The following is a 21549-nucleotide window of genomic DNA, read 5'->3' as shown; positions in this document are numbered from 1 at the left end:
TTTGGCATTGGAGAGTCCCCGTCGGCGCCGAGCCGAAACGTTTAGGCGAGCGAGGACCCCACAATCGCCCATGAGTGGGAGCCAAAGTGGTGGCCTGATGTCGAGTGCGGGGCTCGTTCGCTACTTCGACGCCGAGGACCGCAACGCCATCCGGATCGACCCGAAGACCGTGGTCGCGTTCGGCGTGCTGTTCGGCGTTCTCGTGCAGATTCTGAACGTCGTCTCGCTGTGACGGGGACCGTCCGTATCGGCGTCGTCGCCGTCCAGGGAAACGTGAGCGAGCACGTCGACGCCATCGAACGCACGGCGTCCGCCACCGGCCTCGACGTCGACACCGTCGGGGTCCGTGACTCGGGGATCGTCCCGGACTGCGACGCCCTCGCGCTTCCCGGCGGCGAGTCGACGACCATCTCGCGTCTGCTGGCACTGGAGGGCATCGACGAGGAGATCAGGGACCACGCCGCCGCCGGCAAGCCAATTTTGGCGACCTGTGCCGGACTGATCGTCGCCGCCAGCGACGCCCGTGACGACCGGGTCGACACGCTCGACCTGATCGACGTAAGCGTCGACCGCAACGCCTTCGGCCGACAGGTCGACAGCTTCGAGGCCGGCCTCGACGTGACGGGGCTCGACGACCCCTTCCACGCGGTGTTCATCCGCGCGCCCGTCGTCGACGAAGTGGGTCCCGACGTGGACGTGCTGGCGACGTGGGAGGACCGCCCCGTCGCCGTGTCACAGGGATCGGTCGTCGCCACCTCCTTTCATCCGGAGCTCACCGCCGACGACCGCCTCCACCGGCTCGCGCTGTTCGACCCGCTCCGTGCTACAGCCGCCGGCGACGAGGGGGCCGAGGCGTGAGCGACGATGCGGCGGCCGACACGGAAGCCGTCCTCGACGCCCTCTTTGCCACCATCGAGGACCGCCGCGACGAACTTCCCGAGGGCTCCTACACCGCCTCGCTGTTCACCCACGAGAAAGGCGAGAACGCGGTGCTGGAGAAAGTCGGCGAGGAGGCCACGGAGGTGATCCTCGCCGCGAAAGACGACGACCGGGAGGAACTGCTCGCCGAGTCGGCCGACCTGGTCTATCACCTACTCGTCCTGCTGGCGATGGAGGGGGCGACGGTCGACGACCTTCGGGCGGAGCTCGAAGGCCGGTTTTAGTCGAACCGGACCCCGAGGTCGTGGAGGCCGTCGTTGTGCATGGCGACGTTGATCAGGAGCGGCGTCAGCGCCTCGATTTCGGGGGCGTTGGCGAGGCCACCGGCGTCCAGCGGTCGGAGGCCGTCGATGCCATCGGCGAGAAGGGAGACGAGGTCCTTCGCGTCGGCGTCGTCGGCGACGAGGAGGGTGTCGATTCCGAGGTCGGCGTCCAGGTCGGCGAGGCGGCCCGCCGCGAGGTTGTGGAAGGCGCCGACGACGGCCACGTCGTCGGGGGCGGCGTCGGCGACGAGGAGGGTGACGCTCCCCGCGCCGGGGCGGTTGTAGTGGAAGCCGTCGTCGTCGCGTTTCATCCCCGTGGCGGGCGTCACCAGAACCGTCCCCTCGTCGAGCGAGTCGGCCACTGCCTCGACCGTGTCGGTCGCGTGGTAGGCGGGGACGGCGAGGACGACCACCCGCGCCCGGTCGGCCGCCATCGCGTTCTCGAAGCCGTTGATCTTGCAGTCGACGCCGCGGCTCGACAGTTCGGTTTCGTACTCCTCGGCCTTCGCGCGGGCCTTCTCCGGGTCGCGAGAGCCGATCACTACCTCGTGGTCGGTGTGGTACGCCCACCGGAGGGCTAACCCCTCGCCCACGTCGCCGGTCCCGCCGAGTAGCGCGATTCGCATGGGCGGACTGTGGCCCGGTCCGAGGTAAACGTGTTGGGACTGGCCCTATTCGCCGCCGATGGCGACGAGGTAGGCGACGACGAGGGCGACGACGACGCCCGGAGCGAGTCCCCGGAGCCACGTGGCCGGATCGGACGGGGAGACGACGGCGACGACGGCGACGACGACGACGAGAAGACCGACGAGCACGCCGAAAAACCGGGACCAGTCGGGCGTCACGAGTCGAGCAGGGCCGGCAGGTCGTTCACCGACTCGACCACCGCGGCGGCGCCGGCGTCCGTGTACGCTCGGCGGCCCGACTCGCCGGTCAGGCCGCCGGTGAGGACGCCGACGCCGTGGTAGGTCCGGTCAGGGTCGCTCTCGGCGGCGTTGGCCGCCGTCCGCACGTCGTCGAGTGTGTCGCCGGCGAAGGCAACGCGCGCCGCGTCCAGTCGGTCGGCGAGTGTCGTCAGAGCGTGGGGATGGGGTTTGCCCTCCGCCCAGTCGTCCATCGTGAAGCGGTGGGCGTCGGGAACCGAGAGCCCGACCCGCGAGAGGGCGATATCGGCCTCCGCGGCGGGACGGCCCGTCAACACGCCCACCGCGAACCGCTCGTTCAGGTCGGCTATCGTCGACGCCTCGACGATGACGGGTTCGTCGTGGATGTAGCCCCGTGCCTCGAAGGGTGGCTCGCCGCCCTCCAGGTCGCGATACAGGTCCGTGCCGAGGTAGAGCGCCTGAAACGTCTCTCGCAGGCGGTCGGGGTCCCATCGATCGAAGGCCGCGTCGTACCCCGCGTCGCGGACGACGGCTTCGGCGGCGTCGAGGCCGCCACCCGCCTCGGCGACCGCGTCGGTGAAGGCCGGCACGTCGGCGTCGTAGCCCGCCTCACGGGCGAGGACGAACAGCGCCGCGGCGTACGTGAGTTCCCAGTCGTTGTTGAAGCCGCCGGCGTCTTTGAACGCCTGGATCGCCGCGTCGTCGACCGTCCGCCCGTACACCCGGTCGACGGACTCGACGATGGCGCGGCGGTAGGAGTCCGCCACGTCGACGAGCACCCCGTCGATGTCGAGAACGACCGCGTCTACGTCCATATCCGGTGGCGGGCGCGTCGGGGCAAGTGCCTTTCTATCCGGTGAGCGGGCCTACTCGACGCGCGTGCTGATCTCCTCGGCGATGCGTCCGCCGGGGTGGCGGAGCGTCCCGCTCTCGACCTCGTAGACGTAGCCGTGGACGGTGGCGTCGATCAGCGGGTGGTCCTCCAGATACCGCACTTGCGCGGCACAGGCCTCGTCGATGTCGTCCGTCATGCGCACCCAATCTGCGACGGATGCGTCGCCGACGGTCAGTTCGGGTAGCGAGGGATCGAGGTCCACGTCGTCCAGACTGCCGCCCGCCGCGGCTTCGAGACCCTCGACGACGGCGTCGTCGGGCGCGCTCATCATCCCGCAGTCGGTGTGGTTGATCACGATGATCTCCTCGGTGTCGAAAAACTGCGTCGTGAGCGCCGCCGACCGGATCACGTCGTCGGTCACTTTCCCGCCCGCGTTCCGATAGATCTGGGCGTCGCCGAGTTCGATGCCGAGGGCCTCCTCGACGGGGATACGTTCGTCCATGCAGGCGACGACCAGGAGTTGATCGTCGGTCGGGATGCCCTTGCGCCGTCGGCGCGCCCAGTCGTCGTGGGCCTCGACCGCCTCGTCGACGTGTTCGTGGTGGTGCCCCGGTTCGTGGTCGTGGTCGTGGTCGTGTGACACAGCGGGACGTGCGGCCGCGAGCGGCTTTCCCGTTCGCCCGTCGGCAACCCTGCCCGCTATCTACGACGCTCGGCGACGTACAGCGTCTCGCCGCCCACCGTCTCGCGTTCGACCGGCAGGACGGGGTCCTCGAAGCCGAGCGTGGTAAAAAGGAAGTCGGCGTCGGCGGCGTGAGCCACGTCGCGGGCAGGTCGCTGGAGTTCGGCGGGGCAGTTCAGGGCGTAGACGGCGTCGACGCGGTAGGGGTCGCCGGGGTCGCCTCCCGCTCGAACCCGTTCGGCTCGCGCGACCACGTCGCCGCGGACGAAGCGGACGCCCTCGGGAGTGGGGGCGTCGAACACGTCGGTCGCGGTCACCGTACAGTCGGCGTCAGCGAGGGCGGCCGCCACTTCGGGGCGGCGGCCGATCCCCACCTCGACGAGGCGGTCGTAGACGGCCAGACGGGCGGCGAGTTCGGTGCGCGTGGCGGACACGTCGGGATATTTATAGCGGGGCCGCGCTTAACGTCTGCCATGCTCGTCGACATCGTGCCGATCGGGGACGTTCCGGCACAGGTGAAACGCGAGGCTTCTGCCGGGCTGCGATCCGTCTACGACTGTGAGGTGACGATCCACGACGCCCAATCCATCCCCGACGGCGCGTTCGACAGGAGTCGAAACCAGTACCGGGCCGAGGAGTTCATCGAACTCACGAGCCGCGTCGGCTCCGGCGAGAAGAACATCGGCATCACGCCCGAGGACCTCTACTACCGGCGCCGGAACTACGTCTTCGGCCTCGCCTATCTCAACGGCAACGGCTCCGTGGTCTCTACGTACCGCCTCCAGACCTCCTCCGATGGCGGCGTCACGCACAAACCCCAATCCGAGGTGTTCGCCGACCGCGTGCGCAAGGAGATCGTCCACGAGATCGGTCACACCGTCGGGCTCGAACACTGTGACAACGAACGCTGCGTCATGAGTTTCTCCCCGACGGTCCGCGAAGTGGACAAGAAAGAGGAGACGCTGTGTGGCTCCTGTAACCGGACGCTGTTCTGAGGCGGGCGCGTCAGTATCCGCGAGTCGCCGGGGCGTCGCGGCGGCCCGCCACCCACACACCGCTCCGTCTCACGGCGCGTACGTCCCCTCGTACGTCGTCGACTCGATGACGAGACCCTCCATCGCCCGCTCCAGGTCGTCGAGCGACGCGCCGGCCGACAGGCCGAGTTCATCATCCAGGGCGAACAGCCGGAAGCGGTAGGTGTGTTCGCGATCCGGGGGGTTCGGGCCGCCGTAGCCCACCTCGCCGTAGTCGTTCTCGCCCTCGACAGCCGTGGCCGTATCGGTCGACCAGTCCTCCGGGATGCGCTTGCGCGTCGGGTTGACGTTCCACACCAGCCAGTGAATCCAGATCTTGCCCGCGGGGTCGACCGCGTCGGGGTCGTCGACGACCATCACGAGCGATTCGGCGCCGTCGGGCACTCCGGAGATTTCGAGTGGCGGGTTCACGTTGCGCTCGGTGTAGCCGTACTCCTCGGGGATGGGATCGCCGTCTCGGAAGGCCGGGCTGGATAGCTCCATAGGGAACGGTCGTCGGCGGACGAGTTTACTGTTTGGGCGTTGTGCCGTGCCCGCCCCGGCGACACCCGAGGGTATTAGGCGCCGGGGCCGCCACGGGGGGGCATGACCGACGACAGTGTCGCCGCCCTCGTCGACCGGGTCCGCGACGGCGACATCCGACTCCACGAACTCGAAGCGCACGCGAACGCCGACGCGGCGGCGGACGCGCGGCGTCGTATCGTCGAATCGGACGCCGGCGTCGACCTGGACGCGGTCGGGTCGTACGGCTTCCCCGCCGAACGGGCCGACGCCAACATCGAGAACATGATCGGCGCGGCACAGGTACCGATGGGCGTCGCCGGCCCCGTCACCGTCAACGGCGGCGCCGTCGACGGGGCGCGCTACCTCCCGATGGCGACGACCGAGGGGGCCCTCCTGGCGAGTGTCAACCGCGGCTGTTCGGTCGTCGACGCCGCCGGCGGCGCGACGGCCCGCGTCACGAAATCGGGGATGACCCGCGCGCCCGTCTTCCGCGTCGGCGACGTGGCCGAGGCCGAGGCGCTCGTCGAGTGGGTGCGGGACAACGAGGGGGGGCTCCGCGAGGCCGCCGAGGCGACGACGAGCCACGGCGAACTGCTCGACGTGACGCCGTACGTCGTCGGGGACTCCGTCTTCCTGCGCTTTCGGTACGACACCAAGGACGCGATGGGGATGAACATGGCCACCATCGCGACGCGGGCGGCCGCCGAGGCGATAGAGGAGGCGACGACTGCCTCGCTGATCGCGCTCTCGGGCAACCTGTGTACGGACAAGAAGCCGGCGGCGATCAACGCCGTCGAGGGGCGGGGTCGAAGCGTCACCGCCGACGTGACGATTCCGCGCGAGGTGGTCGAGTCGCGCCTGCACACCACGCCCGAAGCCATCGCGGAGGTGAACCGACGCAAGAACCTCGTGGGGAGCGCGAAGGCCGGCAGTCTCGGCTTCAACGCCCACGTCGCGAACGTCGTCGCCGCCATGTTCCTCGCGACGGGGCAGGACGCCGCGCAGGTGGTCGAGGGGTCGAACGCCATCACGACCGCCGAGGCGCGCGACGACGGCCTGTACGTCTCCGTCTCGCTCGCCAGCCTGGAGGTGGGCACCGTCGGGGGCGGGACGAAACTCCCGACACAGGGCGAGGGACTGGATCTGCTGGGCGTCGGCGGCGGCGGCGACCCGCCCGGGTCGAACGCCGACGCCCTCGCGGAGTGTATCGCCGCCGGCGCGCTAGCGGGCGAACTCTCCCTGCTCGCGGCGCTCGGATCGCGACACCTCTCCTCGGCCCACGAGTCGCTGGGGCGGTGAGCTACAATAGCCGGTACGTGCCGCCGTGAGCCGTCGCTTCGCCCCGCCGCACCAGCCGATCGAGCAGGTCCGCCGCGGCGTCCTCGGGGACGCCGTGATCGGCCGCGTACGCCACCACGTCGCGCTCGTCGGGCGCCTCCAGTTCGCGGAGCGCGTCGCGGACGATTTCGGGGCGGCTTCGACTCCGCGAGCGTCGGTCGGAGCGCTCACCCGCCGCGGCCACCGCGTCGGCGTCGATGCCCGCCGCGTCCAGATACTCGTCGTCGTCGACGACGGGGGCGTCCGTCTCGGCGTCCGACGGGACGGACTCGAACGACGCCGTCGCGTCGGCGGCGTCGGCGAGCATCGACGCGCGGGCCTCGCGGGCCGTCTCGCGGTCCTCGGCGGTAAACAGCCGCTTCAGCTTCCCGGTCCGGTGGCGCCGCCCACAACGCGGGCAGGTCGCCGTCTCGGCCGACTCCGGGTCCGAAAGGAGCCACAGGGCGTGACAGTCCGTACAGCCCACCACCGCGTACATGACCGCGAGTTGCGCGTTCCGGCGTATGAATCCACGGGTCCAGCCCCGTCGCGTTCGGCCCGGCGGAGCGCGACCGGTTACGACCGCTCCACCGACAGCGGCTCCGCAGCGGCGAGACAGTTCTCGAACTGCCGGTCGACCCACGAGACGAGTGCGGACCCCTCGCTCTCCAGCAGGAAACACGGCATTCCGTCGTCGGCCGCCGCGCCGAGGAAGGCGCGGCCGTCGACGATGCCGAACCCGAGCATCGGGCCGTCCGGGTGATGCCGGATGTCGACGCCGGGAGCTTCGACCGGCGTCCGGAATCGCTCGCGATACTCCGGCGACGACTGCGGTGGCGCGTCGGTCCGGACGATGATCGTCGTATCGGGCGAGGGGCGGCCGTTCTCGACGTGTTGCGCTAGCTGTCGGACGCTGTCGAGCGTGAGAAATGGGGCGTACTCGCGGATCCGGTTCGCGTCCGCACGGAGCGCAACCATCCGGTCGGCAAAGGCCGCCGGATCGTCGTCGGGCGCGACCACCGTCGCGTCGGTCAGTGCCTCGATATCGAAGTCGAACATCGAGGCGGGGACGTGTTCGAGGACGGGCCGGAGACGGCTCGCGACGCGGCTTCGCTCGCGGAACCGCTCGTAGGCCGAGAGCAACGTCTCGCCGAGGGCGGTGAGTTCGTAGCCGCCGTCGACCTTCCGAACCCACCCGCGGGACTCCATCGCGCTCAGCGTCCGCTTGACCGTGCGCCGCGAGGCCGAGACGTGGTCGTCCAGATCCCGGAGCGAGAGCAGGCCGTGCTCCCGGAGCACAGCCAGTACGTCGGGGCGGACGGACGACGCAGCCAGATATTCGAGCGCGGTGGCCGACATTCGTGTGCTATCGGCGGACGGTACCCCGTTAAAACCAACGCGTGATTCACCATGCCGCCCCCCGAAATGGCGGCAGGCGAGTGGCGTTCGGCTACGCCGGTGAAACGCGATCCCCGGACGACGGCCGAGGGTATATGTACGTCGGCAACCCGTTTCCGTACGGTGACCGAGGACACCGAGACCCTGCGCCCCGACGACGCCTTTACCCTGTTAGCCGACCGGACGCGGATCAAGATCATCAGGGCCCTCGGGGACGCCTCCACGCCCGGCGTGCCGGAGACGCTGCCGTTCTCGGAGCTTCGCCGCCGGGCCGACATCTCGGGAAGCGGCCGGTTCAACTACCACCTCGGAAAGCTGGTTGGGCAGTTCGTCGAGGAGACCGAGGACGGCTACCGCCTGAGCTACCCCGGGGTGCGGGTGTATCAGGCGATCAAGGCGGGGACGTTCACCGACCGCGTGCGGATCGACCCTTTCGAACTCGACGCCGTCTGCCACGTCTGTGGCGCCCCCCAGGAGGCCGCCTACGACGACAGCATGTTCCGCGTGCGCTGTGGCGGCGACTGCGGGGCGGTGTTTTACAAGTACTTCTGCCCGCCGAGCAGCCTAGCCGACCGGGAGCGCGAGGGCGTCCTCCGCGCGGCCAACGAGCGCATCCAGCGCGAAATCGCGTCGATGGCGAAGGGCGTCTGCCCGTGGTGTTGTGGTCGCATGACCGCCCGCGTCCTCCCGCCGGACGCCGAGATGCCCCACCGCGACAACCCCGCCATCGAGCACCGGGTCCTGCACGCCTGTGACACCTGTGACGGCGCCATCTACACCCGCCTCGGCGGTCTGGTCGTCACGCATCCGGCGGTCGTCTCCTTCTTCCACGACCACGCGGTCGACGTGACGCGCCGACACATCTGGTCGCTCCCCTTCGCGGCCTCGGACGAGCGGACGACGATCACCGACCGCGACCCCCTGCACGCGACGGTGCGGGTCGGCTGCGAGGGCGAGACGCTTCGACTGCGTCTCGACGAGGAGCCGTCGGTGATCGAGGCGACGCGGGTCGACTAGTCGATCCGGCAGGCCGTTCCCTCGGTCAGTCCGGCCTCGTCGATGTGGGCGGCGAGACAGCCGTAGTTGCAGAACTGACCGGCTGGCAGACGGTCGCCGTCCGCGAGTTCCGCGACGAACACCGGATCGTGGGCGGTCACGTCACAGCCACAGTAGGTGCAGGCGCTCATGGGCCGTCGTGGGTGGGAGCGATCAAGAGGCTACCGCCGGAGCCACAGCCACCCGCCGGCGGGGAGGGCGAGTACGGCGAGGGGAGATATACCTGCGGTCGCCCGACCGTCGCCTACGACCGTCGTTGCACTCCCGTCGGTCGCACCGGTGAAAACGGAGAACATGGCCGAGGACGTGGCGGACGCGGTGGCCGCACTCGACAGCGAGGGATCGAAGCTCCCTCTGATAGTGTTTATTGTAACTGGTTACCGGTGAGTCACCAAGACGGTCCGGCGAGCCATCGGTAATGACTTACAATAAACACTATGACAGCCGGCACGTAGCGCCGGCGACGATTACGAGACGAATCCGATGGGGACGGTGATCGAAGCGGACGACGTGGGGAACCGTTCGCCGCCTGCGAAGCGCGAACGGGAGACCGACAACCCCTATAAGTGAAAACGCCCAATCGGCCCGTATGGAGAGTCTCAACCGGATGGCCGTCGAACTCGTCGACGAAGCCATCGACTTCGCGGGCGAACTCAACGTCGACGTGTTCGAACTCGACTCGGGGGCGACGGTGCTCGATTTCGGCGTCGAGGCGGCGGGTGGCCTCGAAGCCGGACTGTTGCTCGCGGAGATACAGACCGCCGGGCTGGCGACGATCCAGACCCGGATGGACGAGGTGGCGGGGACGCCGTTCCCGTACGTCGAACTCACGACCGACAAGCCGGCGCTCTCGCTGCTCTGCTCACAGAAGGCGGGGTGGGAACTCGTCTCGGAGGGCGTCGACGGCCTCGGCTCCGGGCCGGCCCGAGCGCTCGTGGGCGAGGAGTACGAGTTCGAAGTGGTGGGCTACTACGACGAGTTCGACCTGACCGTCTTGACCGTCGAGGCCGACAGCCTCCCCGGCGATCCGACGGCGGAGCAGGTGGCCGACCGCGCCGGCGTCGCCCCGAGCGGCGTCTTCCTCCCCACGTACGCCACGGGATCGATGGCCGGGAGCGTCAGCGCCGCCGCACGCGCCCCCGAACTCGCCCTCTTTCGCCTGTTCGAACTCGGCTACGATCCGACGGACGTGGTGTCGGCGGCCGGCAGCGCGCCCGTCGCCCCCGTCAGCCACGACGAAGGGGTGGCGATGGGCCGGACGAACGACGCGTTGGCCTACGGCGGGCAAGTGTACGTGCAGGTGCGCGAGGACTTCGACCGCTTCGACGAGGTGCCCTCCACCGCCGCCGCGGAGTACGACACGCCCTTCGAGCAGGTGTTCGAGGACGCCGACTGGGACTTCTACGAGGTGCCCGAGTCGGTGTTCGCGCCCGCGCAGGTGACAGTCGACGTGATCGACGGGCCGACGTACGCGCTGGGCGAGACGAACCACGACCTGCTGGCCGAGTCGTTCGGGCTGTGAAGTTCAAGCCCGTCCCGCCCGCACCCGACGAATTCGGGTACGTCACCCGCGTCCAGCGGGCGGTACCCCTCGTCCCCGGCACCGAGGACGACTGCTGTGCCCGCCTCATGAACCGACTCGACCTGCCGAGTCGCGACGCCGCCCGGACGTGGCTCACTTTCCTGCGGGCGCTCGAACTCGCCGAGGAGACGCCGTCGGGCTACCGGCGGACCGACAGGGAACCGGGGGTCGCGGGCTGTCGCGAGGCGTTCCTGAATCGGGTGTTCGCCGCCGACGCCGTCCGCGACGCGCTGGCGGCCGAGGGGCCACTGACGGCCGACGCCGCGTTCGAGGCGGTCCGTGAACGCGTGCCGGCGTGGGAGCGCCACCGCGACACCGAGTGGACGGACGCGTGGCGCGAGCGGGTGGCCGACCTGCTCGACTGGCTGGTCCTGCTGGACGCGGCGGCACGCACCGGTGGCGACGGAGCCCCCCGGTATCGATTCGCGTGACTGCGCCGGATCGTCGGAACGCTTTGACGATGGCTTGTGACGAACCGGACGAATCCACGGCCGTTAACTCGCCGCGACGCCTACGGCCGTCGATGGCAGACGACTACCGTGGTGTCGTCGGCGCCTTCCCCTACGCCTTCCGGGCGAGCGATTCGCTCCTGTTCCGGAGCTACGTCGCCCTCGGCGGCCTGCTGACCGTCGCGGTGAGCCTCCTCTTTATCGCTGCCGTCGTCGGCGTCATCGCGGGGACGACCGGCGGCCGCGGGGGGAGCCTGACGCTCTCGCGGTCCTTTTTCGCCGTCGTCGGCCTGTTCGTGGTGGTGCCGCTGGTGGCACCCGTCCTGTTCGTCGCGCGCCGGCACCGTCGGGCGCGAGAGCGGGGCGACGCCGTCGCGGGACCGTACGACGCCGCCCTCGCCGCCGGGGGGTACCTGTTCGTCTTCGCGCTCTACGTGGGCCTCGTCATCTCGGTGCCGCCCGCCCAGCAGACGACGCCGACGGGGGCGCTCGCGCCCCTGATCGCCGGGCTGTACGGCCTGCCGCAACTCGTGGGAGTGGTACCGCCGCTTCTCGCCGCGGCGGTCATCCTGCTGGCGCATCGGTCGCTTCGCTGACGCCGCTAGCGTGACGAAAGCCCGAAGCCCCCCGCCCCCCTACCCGCACCTATGACCGACGACGAGAAGACGGGGACCTTCCTCGTCACGGCGGCCGACGACGATTCGGCCGTCCTCGCGGACGTGGACGACGGACAGGTACACACGCTGGCGACGAATCCGGGGGTCGAAACCGGCGACGCCGTCGAGGGTACGGTCGCGCCGGAACCGCCGCTCGAAGTCGCATGGCGACTCGTCGACGTGGCCGAGCAGTGGTCGATCAGCGTCGAGGAAAGTTCCGAGGCCCCGACGACACACGAACGTGAGATTGCGGCCGAGGGGGCCGTGGGGGAACTCACGAAACGGGAACGGGCGGGAACGGGCGAGATTCACGTGCTGACGGTCCCGGAGTCGGAGACGGAAGCAGCCGTCGCGGACGTACTGGACGACGAAGACGGCCTCCGGTCGCGGGCGGCGCGTCTCGGCGTCGAGCGCGTGGTCGTGCGCTCGGAGCCGGGCGTGGTGAGCGTTCGATACCTGCCGTAGGGGTTACGTTCGGGGCGGCGTCGGCGTCACGCCGTCGGCGAAGTCACCCACCGCTTCGGCGGTGCGGTCGGGGGCTTCGGTCGGCCCGCTGTGTCCCACGCCCGCGAACTCGACGAGGCGACTGTCGGGAAGGGCGTCGTGAACGGCGCGGACGCTCTCGCGGAGGTGGGCAGGCCCCTCGCTCCCGGTCAACAGGAGGACGGGTGCGTCCACGTCGAGCGTCTCGGGCAGCGGGTGATCTTCGAGCGCGCGGTTCATTCGGATCGTGTTCTCGACGTGGTCGACGGGTGCGGGCCAGACCGGCCAGTCGTCGAGCCACGCGTCCAGGTCGTCGACATCGTCGCCGTGGAGGACTTCGCGGAGGTGGAGCTTCGTTGCGCCGTGCGGGTCGCCGGCGTCGAGACGGGCCTGCATCCGCGCCGCCAGGTCGGCTTCGGCGCGGTAGTCGTCGACGAGATAGGCCGGTTCGTAGGCGACGACGCCCGCGACGGCGGTGTCGCGGGCCGTCTCGATTGCCTGCAGGCCGCCGAAGGAGTGGCCTAACAGCACGGGCGTGCCGTCCACCGCCTCTATGACGGCGCGGGCGTCCGCGACTTCGCGCTCGATGCTGTAGGCGTCCGCGTCCTCGCTCTCGCCGCGGCCACGTCGATCCGGCCTGATCACGGTGTAGTCGTCGGCGAACTGCGGGACGAGCGGGTCCCAGTAGCGCCGGGTCAGCCCGCCGTGGAGGCAGACGAGCGGCGGGCCGTCGCCGTGTCGTTCGTACGCGATCCGTGTACCGTCCGGGGACGTTACAGTTGGCATCGGCGACTCCGGGTTCGTCGCCCGGCGGCCTACGTCTCACTCTCAGTCGTGAGGCCGTTTATGTCCCGTCGGGTAACGGCGGCCACGTCGAGGCGACGGTCGTCTCGATCACCCGCGTCTGGGCTCGGCGGAGGCGTTCGGAGAGCGCCGAGGCGGAGATGCCGAGTTCGGTGGCCACGTCGTCGAGCGACGCGCGCCGTGGAACCTCGAAATAGCCCATCTCGTAGGCGATGCGGAGCGCCTCGCGCTGGCGGTCGGTGAGGCCGTTGCCCGGTGGCTCGGGGTCGCCGTCGCGGGTGAGTCGCCGGAGCGCGAAGCAGTCGTTGCGCACCCAGAACGTCCGAAACTCGTCGAACGCCGCTCGGTCGGCGAACCAGCCGGTCTGCACCCAGCCCGTCGGGGTCACTCGAATCCGTTCGACGATCGCCTCGGCCGTCGCCAGCGCCCGGAGGTCGTCGAGGTCGTCGAGATGGTCGCCCAGCTGGGCCTTCATGCTGACTGCCGGCCGCACCTGATAGCGCCGCGTCTCGCCCGCCTGCCCTACCAGCACATATTGGTCGACGAAGTCCGACGGCTCGAACGCCCGTTCGATCGGGGCGTGGTCGTCGTGGGTCGCGTAGACGAGAAACGGGGGGCGGGCGCCGTGGTTGAACTGAATCTCCACCTCCAGCGTCGCGTCGGGGACGGCGGCCGCGACGCCGACGAGCGGCAGGCCGTCACATGGGATCGCGTACTCGGCGACAAGTCCCATACGCGTCCGACGAACGGCGGCGATAATGGGCGTGTCGATGGACACGCGGACGCGCCGCCGGGACCGTCCGTTCCGGCGGACATAAGAAGGCTTAGTAGGCGTCGGGCTGGACCGGCGGACATGGTAGCGTTCGAAGTACCGGAGATCGATTACACCCGGTACACGAATCGCCAGCTCGCGGCGGTGCCACTCGCGGTGCTCGCCATCGCCCTCCTGATCATCGCAGGGTGGTACGTCGCGACCGGCGTGCCGGTCAATCCCGGCCTCGAATTCACCGGCGGCGCCGAGCTTCGGGTCGCCGTCGACGCACCGGACGGGCAGGCACGCGAGCAGATACGGGCGGCGTTCGATCCCGCACCCGAGTCGATCCGGGGCGTGCCCTCCGACAACACCTACATTCTGACCTTCCAGACCGAGGAGGTGGGCGTCTCGGCGCTCGAAGAGCAGGCGCGAGCGGCCGGCTTCGAGGTGGCGTCGAGCTACACCGTCTCGCCCTCCTTCGGGTCGCGGACGCAACTGCTCGCCCTCGGCGGCGTCGCCTTCGCCTTCCTGGGCATGAGCGCGCTCGTTTTCCTCATGTTCCGGACGTTCGTGCCTTCGATAGCAGTCGTCATCTCGGCGTTTTCCGACATCGTGATCCCGGTGGCGCTGATGAACGTCCTCGGCATCGAACTCACGCTGGGGACCGTCGCTGCGCTCCTCATGATCATCGGGTACAGCGTCGACTCCGACATCCTGCTCAACAACCACATCCTCAGGCGGTCGGGCGGGTTCTACGAGTCGACGTACCGGGCGATGCGGACCGGCGTCACCATGACGCTCACGTCGCTCGCGGCGATGGTCGTCATGACCATCGTGGCGACGCTGTTCGGCATCCAACTCCTCGCCGCCATCGGGACCGTCCTCGTGTTCGGACTCACGACTGACCTCCTGAACACCTACATGCTCAACCTGAGCCTCCTTCGCTGGTACAAATACGAGGGGGTGGGGAACTGATGGGTACGGTCCGTGAGAACTGGCGGGTCATCCTCCTGATCCTCGTGCTCGTGGGCAGCCTCTTCGCGCTATTTTCGCCCACGATGGCCGAGGACGGCAGCGACGCGGCGGGCCTCGCGAGTAGCGGGGTGACGAATCTCCAGTACGGCCTGCAGCTCTCCGGCGGGACGCGCATCCGCGCGCCGCTGGTGGGCGTCACCGCCGAGGGCGTCGAGTTCGGCGGCGATCAGCCGCCGGCGATAGAGCAGGCCGTGGCCGGCGAACTCGACGGCGTGACCGTCGCCGACGTCATCGTCCGCCCGACATCCCAGACGGGGGGCACGGTCGAGGTGACCATCGACGGCGTGAGCCCACAGGACCTCGGGAACGCCCTCGAAGCCGCGGGGTATACTTACGAGGAGACGCGGGAGGGCGTCACCGAGCAGACGCGCGCCCAGGCCGTCGACATCCTCTCGAACAAGATCAACGAGGCGGGCCTCTCCGGCGGGACCGTCCAGCAGATTCAGACGCCGACGGGTGAGAACTACATCCTCATCGAGGTGCCGGACGAGAACCGTCAGCGCGTGGTCGACCTGGTGAACCAGCGCGGGAGCGTCCGCGTCGACGCCTACTACCCGACCGACAGCGGATACGAACAGCGGACTGTGCTCGAACAGGACGACTTCCAGAGCATCGGTAACGCCCAGCAGGGCGGCGAGGGTCAGTTGCCGAACGTCCCGGTCGTGGTGCGCGAGAGCGTCGCCCCCGAGTTCCAGCAGGCGATGATTCGGACGGGCCTCGCAAGCCAGGGCGGCTCGCGATGTTCCTACACGACGAACCCCAACGGCACCGACGCCTGTCTCCTGCTGATCGTCGACGGACAGGTCGTCAACTCCTTCGGGATGAGCCCGGGGCTGGCGTCCGGGATGCGTTCCGGCGAGTGGGCACAGGACCCCCGGTTCATCCTGCAGACCCGGAACTTCAGCGCGGCGCGACAGGTGGCGATCAACCTGCGCGCCGGCGCGCTCCCCGCGCCCCTCGACATCGGGCCGGACGGTGCGGGGACCTCCTCGTTTGTCTCCCCGAGTCAGGGCCAGCAGTTCCGAACCGATTCGCTGTTGACCGGGATCATCGCGGTGTTCGCCGTCTCGGGCGTCGTCTTCGTCCGCTACGGTGAACTCGAGGTGGCCCTGCCGATGGTCGTCACCGCGCTCTCGGAGGTGGTGATCCTCCTCGGGTTCGCGGCCGGCATCGGCTACCCGCTCGACCTCTCGGTCATCGCCGGCTTCATCGCCGTCATCGGGACGGGGGTGGACGACCTCATCATCATCGCCGACGAGGTGATGGCCGAGGGCGACGTGAACAGTCGCCGCGTCTTCCAGTCCCGGTTCAAGAAGGCGTTCTGGGTCATCGGCGCCGCCGCCGCGACGACCATCATCGCGATGAGTCCGCTCGCGGTCCTCTCGCTCGGCGACCTGCAGGGCTTTGCCATCTTCACCATCCTCGGGGTCGTCGTGGGCGTTTTGCTCACGCGCCCGGCGTACGGTGACATCCTGCGGGCGCTGCTGACGCGGGACAGTTAGAAGTCCGCGAGCGACGACTGCTCGGCGGCCGCGAGCACGTCGTCGCAGGTCGACCACGACGCCCGCGCGCAGTCGGGCAACGATCCGTTCTCGCGAACGTACGCGGCCAGAAACGCCCGGGTCCGCTCGTCGCTCGGATAGCCGCTGCCCACCTCGCCGTAGGCGTCCGCGAGCGCATCGATACGGGCGTCACGCTCGACTTTGGCGACGATGCTCGCCGCCGCGACGTGGGCGTGTGTCTCGTCGGCGCGATGCTCGGACCGCATCGTCACTGCGGCGTCGACGCCCTCGGCGACCCGCCGCCCGAACCGTTCGGCGTCCACGTCGCCCGCGTCGACGGTCACGGCGTCGCCCTCGGCCGCCACCGCCGCGACCGCCTCGGCCTGTGCCGCGACGGTCAACGAGTTCATGTCCGTCTCCGGATCGTCGATGCGGGCCGGCGGGACGACGGCGACGCCGACATCGACGGCAGTGTCGCTCCGGAGCCTGTCGGCCAGCGTCGCTCGACGGGCCGGCGCGAGCCGTTTCGAGTCGTCGACAGCGTCGGGAACCGCGTCGGCCGGCGCCCGGACCGCCGCCGCGACCATCGGCCCGAGCACCGGCCCCTTGCCCGCCTCGTCGGCACCGATCTGCATACCGGCTGGTGTGCGGACCGCATCAAAGCCGTTTGGGTCGAAGTCGACGGCACGGGAGCCCGTCCGAAACGCCATCGCCATCGAGGACGGCGCCCGGCGGAGTGACGACGGATTGTCTCATACTGTTTACTGTAACTGGTTACCGGTGGTTCGCCGACCCGTTCCGACCCACCGGCGATGACTGACAGTACTCTCTATCAGTCCTCGGCCACCTGTGCCGCGAACTGCTCGCGAACCTTCTGTAGCTTCGGCCGGACCTGCACCTGACAGTACGCCCGCTGGGGGTTGTTGGCGTAGTAGTCCTGGTGGTAGTCCTCGGCGGGATAGAACGTCTCCAGTGGCTCGACTTCGGTGACGATGGGGTCGTCGTAGTCGTCGGCGAGGCGTTCGACCGTCGCCTCCGCAACCACCCGCTGGTCGTCGTCGTGGGTGAAGATAGCCGAGCGGTACTGCGAGCCCACGTCCGGCCCCTGTCGGTCCTTCGTGGTCGGGTTGTGGAGCGCGAAAAAGACCGCCAGCAGGTCGGCGTAGGAGATGCGGTCGGGGTCGTATTCGACCTGGACGACTTCGGCGTGGCCGGTCGACCCGGAACACACCGCCTCGTAGGTCGGATCGGGCGTGTCGCCGCCGGCGTAGCCGGAGGTGACGGCGTGGACGCCGCGAAGTTCCTGAAACGGTGCTTCGAGACACCAGAAACAGCCGCCCGCGAGCGTCGCGAGTGCGTGATCGTCCGTCATGCAGGCTTGTAGGCACCGGACGACTATGTACCCGGCGGCTCCGCGAAGTACGCCTCGTCCTCGAACGGTTCGTCTTCGCCCGCCACGGCGAGCACGTCGAGGGCAGTGACGCGCGCGCCGACGCCCAGCAGTCCGGCGAGGCTGGGCTCCGTCCGCCCGTCGTCGCCGGAGACGAGTTCCTTCACGTAGAGGCCGCCGGCGCCGTGAATCTCGACCGTGGCGTGGGTCGGATCGTCGAGGTCGCCCGAGATGTCGTACACCTCGCGAGTGCGGGTCAGGTTCGCCCGGCGGTGGTCGACCCGCCGGGGCGTGTACTGCTCGACCGTCGCGCCGTCGAGTGCCGCCACGGCGTCGGCGAGGGCGTCGGCGTCGACCGGGTCGTCGAACTCGACGGCGGCGCGGTAGGTCTTGCTCGCGTCCAGTCGCTTGACCCGTTCGACCATCTCGTAGGTGGCGAGGCGAAGCCCCTCCACCTCGACGGCGCCGTCGGCGAAGGCGTTGATGTCGGATTCGAGCCGCGCCACGTCGATATCGCGGCGCCGGGGCTCTTTCACCTCGACGACGAACGGCCGGCCGGTGCCGAGCATCCGGGCGTCCACGTCCTCGCGGCCGGCGCCGTGGAAGGTGGCGTCGACGCCGTCCATCACGTCCTCGACGAGGGGCGCGGTCAGCCCCTCGACGCTCCGGTCGTAGAGATAGCCCGACCCGCCGCAGTGATCGCAGGGCTGGCTCCCCTGCCGTCCGCTCCCGTCGCACTCCCGACACGGCCACTCCGTCTGGGGGATGTCGCGTTCGAGCTTGCGGTAGCGACCGTAGACGAACGCGGAGTTGATCGTCGTCTCCACGCGATTGGCGTCCAAATCGAGGACGAACTGCACGTCCGGGCGCTCGAAGTCCACCTCGGTGCCGGTGCGGCGGCCGACGCGCTTGCCGACTTCGCGGTTGAACTCCGACTTGAACGCCTCGCCGGCGTCGGGATCGGCGCCGACCTCCTCGCGGAGCAGGCGCTCGTTCTCCTCGATCAGGGGCGGCGTGCGGGTGCCGACCTGGTAGGTGTCGAACTCGATGCCGTCGACGGACTCGGCGGCACGTTCGGCCCAGTCGTCGAAGTCGGCACAGCGGCCCTCACAGACCCAGCAGTCCGTACGGTCGACGGGGTCGAACGGCTCGTCGTCGTCGATGGCGGCGGCGACGCGGAGCGACCGGCCACGCTCGGCGTTGGTCAACCCGAAGCTCCGGTCGGCGAAGACGCGCCCCAGACACGCATCACACACCGGGCCGGTCGCGGCGAGGCGGCGGGCGTCGTCGAGGAGGCTCATACCGGAGTCGGGGTCGGCGCGCGTAACTGTCTTGCTATCCGATCACGCCGACCCGGGTCGCGGCCCACCACGCGAGGGCGACGACGACGGCGACGACGACGAGCGTGAGAGCGAGGGCGACGACGGCTACCCGGCGCAGATACCGGCGGTCGGCGACCGCGCTCGCGGGGTCGGCGACGCGGGCGTCGAGCAGGTTCGCCGTCCGCAGGTTCGCCTTCCAGTAGGCGTCGAACAGGTCGCCGAGGAGGGGGACGCTCCCGACGACGGCGTCGAGCCAGAGGATGACGGCGACGCGGCCGAGCGTCGCCCGCGGGACGCCGGCGCGGGCGGCGACGGCGAAGACGTACGCCGAGATGGCGAGGCCGACGCCGTCGCCGACGACGGGCAGGAGGCCGATCAGCGGTTCGATGCCGATCCGGTAGCCGCCGGGGAGCCGGATCGAGTCGTCGAGCAGGTAGCTCAGGTCGCGGAGGCGCCGGAGGTCGACATCGGTCACGGGGTCGGAATCGACGGTGACGCCGGACGCGTCGACATCCGAGGTGTCGGGCGAGGCGCCGGGCACGGGTCAGCCGACGGGCGCCGGGGTAAAAGCATCGGGGGTCCGCCGAGCCGGACGGGTCGAATCGCTTTTGCCGGCGGGCGCCGCGTCCCTCAGTATGACCAGCGTCAAGGAGTTCCGCGTCGAGCACGAACCCACGGCGGCGGCGACGGGGCGCGGGCGCTTCGCCTTCACCGACGACTACTCCGTCTTCGACTGGGGGGCGATGCCCGACCGGATTCCGGAGAAGGGCCGCAGCCTCTGTACGATGGGCGCGTTCAACTTCGAACGGCTGGAGGCCGCGGGCGTCCCCACCCACTACCGTGGCGTCGGCCCCGACGCCGTGCCCCTCGACGACGCCGAGGCGGCGCCGCGCGAACTCGCCATCGAACTCGTGCAGGTGCCGGACCTGCCCTTTTCCGCGGGCGCGTACGACTACGACGCCTACCACGGCGCGGCGGGCACGAACTACCTGATCCCCCTGGAAATCGTCTTCCGAAACACGGTGCCCGTGGGGTCGAGTCTCCGGACCCGTGGCGAGCCGAGCAACTACGGCCTCGACCACGACTCGTGGCCGGACGGGCCGGTCGACCTGCCGGAGCCGGTCGTCGAGTTCTCGACGAAATACGAGGAGCAGGACCGGTATCTCGACCGAAGCGAGGCCGAACGCATCGCGGGCGCCGCCGACGTCGACGCCCTCGACGACCTGGCGCGCGAGGTGAACCGCGTCGTCACCGACCGAGCGGCCGAAACGGGCTTCGTCCACGAGGATGGCAAGATCGAGTGTTGCTACGTCGACGGCGAGGTTCGGGTGGCGGACGTGGTGGGGACGTTCGACGAGAACCGCTTCGCCTACGCGGGACAGGAGGTGTCGAAAGAGGTGGTGCGTCAGTACTACAAGCGGGCCCACCCCGAGTGGGTCGAGGCGGTGGGCGAGGCGAAGGCGGCGGCCGACCGACAGGGCGTGGCCGACTGGCGACCGCTGTGTGACGTGGCACCCAACCCGCTTCCCGAAAGCGTGATCACCGCCGTCGCCGATATGTACGCGGCGGGGGCGAACGCTTACACGGGCAGCGCGTGGTTCGACGCGCCGGACATCGGGGACGCGGTGGACGCGGTGCGAAACCTGTAGGACGACGACTCCAAAACGGCTTTTGCGCCCGGCCACCGACGGTCGGGCGATGACGGCATACACCGCGACGGTCACGGTGCGACTCAAGCGGGGCGTCCTCGATCCGGAGGCGGAGACGACCCAGCGCGCGCTCGAACGACTCGGGTTCGAACTCGAGGACCTCCGGTCGGCCGACCGGTTCGAGATCGACCTCGACGCCGAATCAGTCGCCGCGGCCGAGGAACGCGCCGACGAGATGGCGGAGCGACTGCTCGCGAACCCGACCATCCACGACTACGAGGTTGGGGTCACGGAGCGATGACGGTCGCGGTGATCCAGTTCGGCGGGAGCAACTGCGACCGTGACTCAGTGCGCGCGCTCACGCATCTCGGTATCGACGCCGAACGCGTCTGGTACGAGGACGGCCTGCCCGCCGACGCGACGGGCGTGATGCTCCCCGGCGGTTTCTCCTACGGCGACTACCTCCGCGCGGGCGTGATGGCGGCCCGGACCCCGATCCTCGAAGACGTGCGCGAGGCCGCAAGCCGTGGCGTCCCCGTCCTCGGTGTCTGTAACGGTGCCCAGATCGGCTGTGAAGCCGGCCTCACGCCCGGCGCGTTCACGATCAACGAGAGCGCACGCTTCCAGTGTGAGCGCGTCCACGTCCGCATCGAGAACGCCGACACGCCGTGGACCCGCGCGTACGACGAGGGCGACGTACTCGAACTCCCCATCGCCCACGGCGAAGGGCGCTTCGAGGCGAACGACGAGACGTACGACCGCCTCGTGAACGAGGATCGGATCCTGCTTCGCTACTGCGATTCTGAGGGCGCCGTCACCGACGACGCCAACCCCAACGGTTCACGGGGATCGGTGGCGGGCGTCCTCGGCGACCGGGAGACGGTGGCCGTGATGATGCCTCACCCGGAACGCGCGACGCTCCCGGATCTCGGCGGGACGGACGGCGCCGGCCTGCTTCGCGGGTTCGAGGCGGCGCTGGCGGAGGTCTGATTCGAACCGCAGCCCGCATCT

At 69.6% G+C, this 21549-nt stretch carries 30 protein-coding genes; 15 read left to right on the top strand and 15 right to left on the bottom strand.

Annotated elements, in window-relative coordinates:
- Positions 1-70 precede the first annotated feature (70 nt).
- The 3 genes from HALNA_RS03765 to hisE are packed head-to-tail and all read left to right on the top strand — an operon-like array spanning position 71 to position 1163.
- The gene (locus HALNA_RS03765; protein WP_049935049.1) at positions 71-232 is read left to right on the top strand and encodes a preprotein translocase subunit Sec61beta; all 162 of its coding nucleotides are present in this window, start codon (positions 71-73) and stop codon (positions 230-232) included.
- Positions 229-858 (top strand): pyridoxal 5'-phosphate synthase glutaminase subunit PdxT, encoded by a 630-nt coding sequence (gene pdxT, locus HALNA_RS03760; protein WP_049935048.1) that lies wholly within the window; start codon positions 229-231, stop codon positions 856-858. Before HALNA_RS03765 ends, pdxT begins: the two co-directional genes overlap by 4 nt.
- Entirely contained in the window at positions 855-1163 is a 309-nt protein-coding gene (hisE, locus tag HALNA_RS03755; protein ID WP_049935047.1) for a phosphoribosyl-ATP diphosphatase, read from the top strand. Before pdxT ends, hisE begins: the two co-directional genes overlap by 4 nt.
- Here the strand turns inward: hisE and npdG are convergent.
- Genes npdG through HALNA_RS03735 form a run of 5 tightly spaced genes read right to left on the bottom strand, consistent with a single transcriptional unit; the run spans position 1160 to position 4037 of the window.
- Entirely contained in the window at positions 1160-1828 is a 669-nt protein-coding gene (gene npdG / locus HALNA_RS03750) for an NADPH-dependent F420 reductase (protein ID WP_049935046.1), read from the bottom strand. The genes hisE and npdG overlap by 4 nt on opposite strands.
- Positions 1829-1873: 45 nt before the next feature.
- The gene (locus HALNA_RS19775; protein WP_157573434.1) at positions 1874-2047 is read right to left on the bottom strand and encodes a hypothetical protein; all 174 of its coding nucleotides are present in this window, start codon (positions 2045-2047) and stop codon (positions 1874-1876) included.
- Positions 2044-2901 carry a TIGR01548 family HAD-type hydrolase gene (locus HALNA_RS03745; protein ID WP_049935045.1) on the bottom strand — a complete coding sequence of 286 codons (858 nt, stop codon included), beginning with the start codon at positions 2899-2901 and terminating at the stop codon, positions 2044-2046. The genes HALNA_RS19775 and HALNA_RS03745 overlap by 4 nt, the downstream gene beginning before the upstream one ends.
- A 51-nt stretch (positions 2902-2952) precedes the next feature.
- Complete coding sequence (locus HALNA_RS03740; protein ID WP_049935044.1) at positions 2953-3564, bottom strand: beta-class carbonic anhydrase; 612 nt, start codon at positions 3562-3564, stop codon at positions 2953-2955.
- Between the two features lie 56 nt (positions 3565-3620).
- Positions 3621-4037 (bottom strand): UPF0146 family protein, encoded by a 417-nt coding sequence (locus HALNA_RS03735; RefSeq protein ID WP_049935043.1) that lies wholly within the window; start codon positions 4035-4037, stop codon positions 3621-3623.
- 39 nt (positions 4038-4076) lie between these two features.
- On the opposite strand from HALNA_RS03735, the gene HALNA_RS03730 reads away from it, so the two are divergent.
- Complete coding sequence (locus HALNA_RS03730) at positions 4077-4598, top strand: archaemetzincin family Zn-dependent metalloprotease (protein WP_049935042.1); 522 nt, start codon at positions 4077-4079, stop codon at positions 4596-4598.
- 69 nt (positions 4599-4667) lie between these two features.
- On the opposite strand, the gene HALNA_RS03725 is transcribed toward HALNA_RS03730, so the two are convergent.
- Complete coding sequence (locus HALNA_RS03725; protein ID WP_049935041.1) at positions 4668-5120, bottom strand: YbhB/YbcL family Raf kinase inhibitor-like protein; 453 nt, start codon at positions 5118-5120, stop codon at positions 4668-4670.
- Between the two features lie 102 nt (positions 5121-5222).
- Between HALNA_RS03725 and hmgA the strand changes: the two genes are divergently transcribed.
- The gene (hmgA, locus tag HALNA_RS03720; protein WP_049935040.1) at positions 5223-6440 is read left to right on the top strand and encodes a hydroxymethylglutaryl-CoA reductase (NADPH); all 1218 of its coding nucleotides are present in this window, start codon (positions 5223-5225) and stop codon (positions 6438-6440) included.
- Between the two features lies 1 nt (position 6441).
- Here the strand turns inward: hmgA and HALNA_RS03715 are convergent, their stop codons facing one another.
- Both HALNA_RS03715 and HALNA_RS03710 read right to left on the bottom strand, forming a co-directional pair.
- Positions 6442-6957, bottom strand: a complete 516-nt coding sequence (locus HALNA_RS03715; protein ID WP_049935039.1) for a DUF5817 domain-containing protein — start codon at positions 6955-6957, stop codon at positions 6442-6444.
- 77 nt (positions 6958-7034) lie between these two features.
- Positions 7035-7817: a helix-turn-helix transcriptional regulator gene (locus tag HALNA_RS03710; protein ID WP_049935038.1), complete on the bottom strand. Its 783-nt coding sequence runs from the start codon at positions 7815-7817 to the stop codon at positions 7035-7037.
- Between the two features lie 162 nt (positions 7818-7979).
- Between HALNA_RS03710 and HALNA_RS03705 the strand changes: the two genes are divergently transcribed.
- Positions 7980-8873, top strand: a complete 894-nt coding sequence (locus HALNA_RS03705; RefSeq protein WP_049935037.1) for an ArsR/SmtB family transcription factor — start codon at positions 7980-7982, stop codon at positions 8871-8873.
- On the opposite strand, the gene HALNA_RS20460 is transcribed toward HALNA_RS03705, so the two are convergent.
- The gene (locus HALNA_RS20460) at positions 8870-9043 is read right to left on the bottom strand and encodes a hypothetical protein (protein WP_169719004.1); all 174 of its coding nucleotides are present in this window, start codon (positions 9041-9043) and stop codon (positions 8870-8872) included. The genes HALNA_RS03705 and HALNA_RS20460 overlap by 4 nt on opposite strands.
- 458 nt (positions 9044-9501) lie before the next feature.
- Here HALNA_RS20460 and mch point away from each other — a divergent pair, with 458 nt between their 5' ends.
- The 4 genes from mch to HALNA_RS03685 all read left to right on the top strand — a co-directional run bounded on the left by mch (position 9502) and on the right by HALNA_RS03685 (position 12064).
- Positions 9502-10434, top strand: a complete 933-nt coding sequence (gene mch / locus HALNA_RS03700) for a methenyltetrahydromethanopterin cyclohydrolase (RefSeq protein ID WP_049935036.1) — start codon at positions 9502-9504, stop codon at positions 10432-10434.
- Complete coding sequence (locus tag HALNA_RS03695) at positions 10431-10925, top strand: hypothetical protein (protein ID WP_049935035.1); 495 nt, start codon at positions 10431-10433, stop codon at positions 10923-10925. The genes mch and HALNA_RS03695 overlap by 4 nt, the downstream gene beginning before the upstream one ends.
- A 92-nt stretch (positions 10926-11017) precedes the next feature.
- Positions 11018-11539 (top strand): hypothetical protein, encoded by a 522-nt coding sequence (locus HALNA_RS03690; RefSeq protein ID WP_049935034.1) that lies wholly within the window; start codon positions 11018-11020, stop codon positions 11537-11539.
- A gap of 51 nt (positions 11540-11590) precedes the next feature.
- Positions 11591-12064, top strand: coding sequence for a DUF5812 family protein (locus HALNA_RS03685; RefSeq protein ID WP_049935033.1), 474 nt, complete (start codon positions 11591-11593; stop codon positions 12062-12064).
- 3 nt (positions 12065-12067) lie between these two features.
- On the opposite strand, the gene HALNA_RS03680 is transcribed toward HALNA_RS03685, so the two are convergent.
- Both HALNA_RS03680 and HALNA_RS03675 read right to left on the bottom strand, forming a co-directional pair.
- On the bottom strand, positions 12068-12868 hold the full coding sequence (locus HALNA_RS03680) for an alpha/beta fold hydrolase (protein WP_049935032.1): 801 nt from the start codon (positions 12866-12868) through the stop codon (positions 12068-12070).
- A 58-nt stretch (positions 12869-12926) separates the two neighbouring features.
- Positions 12927-13619, bottom strand: coding sequence for a helix-turn-helix domain-containing protein (locus tag HALNA_RS03675; protein ID WP_049937947.1), 693 nt, complete (start codon positions 13617-13619; stop codon positions 12927-12929).
- A gap of 120 nt (positions 13620-13739) precedes the next feature.
- On the opposite strand from HALNA_RS03675, the gene secF reads away from it, so the two are divergent.
- Positions 13740-14615, top strand: coding sequence for a protein translocase subunit SecF (gene secF / locus HALNA_RS03670; protein WP_049935031.1), 876 nt, complete (start codon positions 13740-13742; stop codon positions 14613-14615).
- The gene (locus HALNA_RS03665; protein ID WP_049935030.1) at positions 14615-16177 is read left to right on the top strand and encodes a preprotein translocase subunit SecD; all 1563 of its coding nucleotides are present in this window, start codon (positions 14615-14617) and stop codon (positions 16175-16177) included. Before secF ends, HALNA_RS03665 begins: the two co-directional genes overlap by 1 nt.
- Here HALNA_RS03665 and rnhB read toward each other — a convergent pair.
- The 4 genes from rnhB to HALNA_RS03645 form a co-directional block, all read right to left on the bottom strand.
- Positions 16174-16812, bottom strand: a complete 639-nt coding sequence (gene rnhB / locus HALNA_RS03660; protein WP_049937946.1) for a ribonuclease HII — start codon at positions 16810-16812, stop codon at positions 16174-16176. The genes HALNA_RS03665 and rnhB overlap by 4 nt on opposite strands.
- 197 nt (positions 16813-17009) lie before the next feature.
- Positions 17010-17549, bottom strand: a complete 540-nt coding sequence (gene msrA / locus HALNA_RS03655) for a peptide-methionine (S)-S-oxide reductase MsrA (protein WP_049935029.1) — start codon at positions 17547-17549, stop codon at positions 17010-17012.
- Between the two features lie 23 nt (positions 17550-17572).
- On the bottom strand, positions 17573-18868 hold the full coding sequence (locus HALNA_RS03650) for a tRNA pseudouridine(54/55) synthase Pus10 (RefSeq protein WP_049935028.1): 1296 nt from the start codon (positions 18866-18868) through the stop codon (positions 17573-17575).
- Positions 18869-18902: 34 nt separating this feature from the next.
- Positions 18903-19430 carry a DUF4112 domain-containing protein gene (locus HALNA_RS03645; protein ID WP_049935027.1) on the bottom strand — a complete coding sequence of 176 codons (528 nt, stop codon included), beginning with the start codon at positions 19428-19430 and terminating at the stop codon, positions 18903-18905.
- Between the two features lie 94 nt (positions 19431-19524).
- Between HALNA_RS03645 and HALNA_RS03640 the strand changes: the two genes are divergently transcribed.
- From HALNA_RS03640 to purQ, 3 genes are read left to right on the top strand one after another with little or no spacing between them, the layout of a single operon-like run.
- A complete protein-coding gene (locus tag HALNA_RS03640) occupies positions 19525-20538 on the top strand; it encodes a phosphoribosylaminoimidazolesuccinocarboxamide synthase (RefSeq protein WP_049935026.1) in 1014 nt (337 codons plus the stop codon).
- A 49-nt stretch (positions 20539-20587) separates the two neighbouring features.
- Positions 20588-20839 (top strand): phosphoribosylformylglycinamidine synthase subunit PurS, encoded by a 252-nt coding sequence (gene purS / locus HALNA_RS03635; RefSeq protein ID WP_049935025.1) that lies wholly within the window; start codon positions 20588-20590, stop codon positions 20837-20839.
- Positions 20836-21528, top strand: a complete 693-nt coding sequence (gene purQ / locus HALNA_RS03630) for a phosphoribosylformylglycinamidine synthase I (protein ID WP_049935024.1) — start codon at positions 20836-20838, stop codon at positions 21526-21528. The genes purS and purQ overlap by 4 nt, the downstream gene beginning before the upstream one ends.
- The last annotated feature ends 21 nt before the right edge of the window (positions 21529-21549 follow it).

Origin of the sequence: Haloplanus natans DSM 17983, assembly GCF_000427685.1 — an archaeon.
Taxonomy (GTDB): domain Archaea; phylum Halobacteriota; class Halobacteria; order Halobacteriales; family Haloferacaceae; genus Haloplanus; species Haloplanus natans.
The sequence above is the reverse complement of the archived record's forward strand: the minus strand, read 5'-3'. Positions and strand labels throughout refer to the sequence as shown.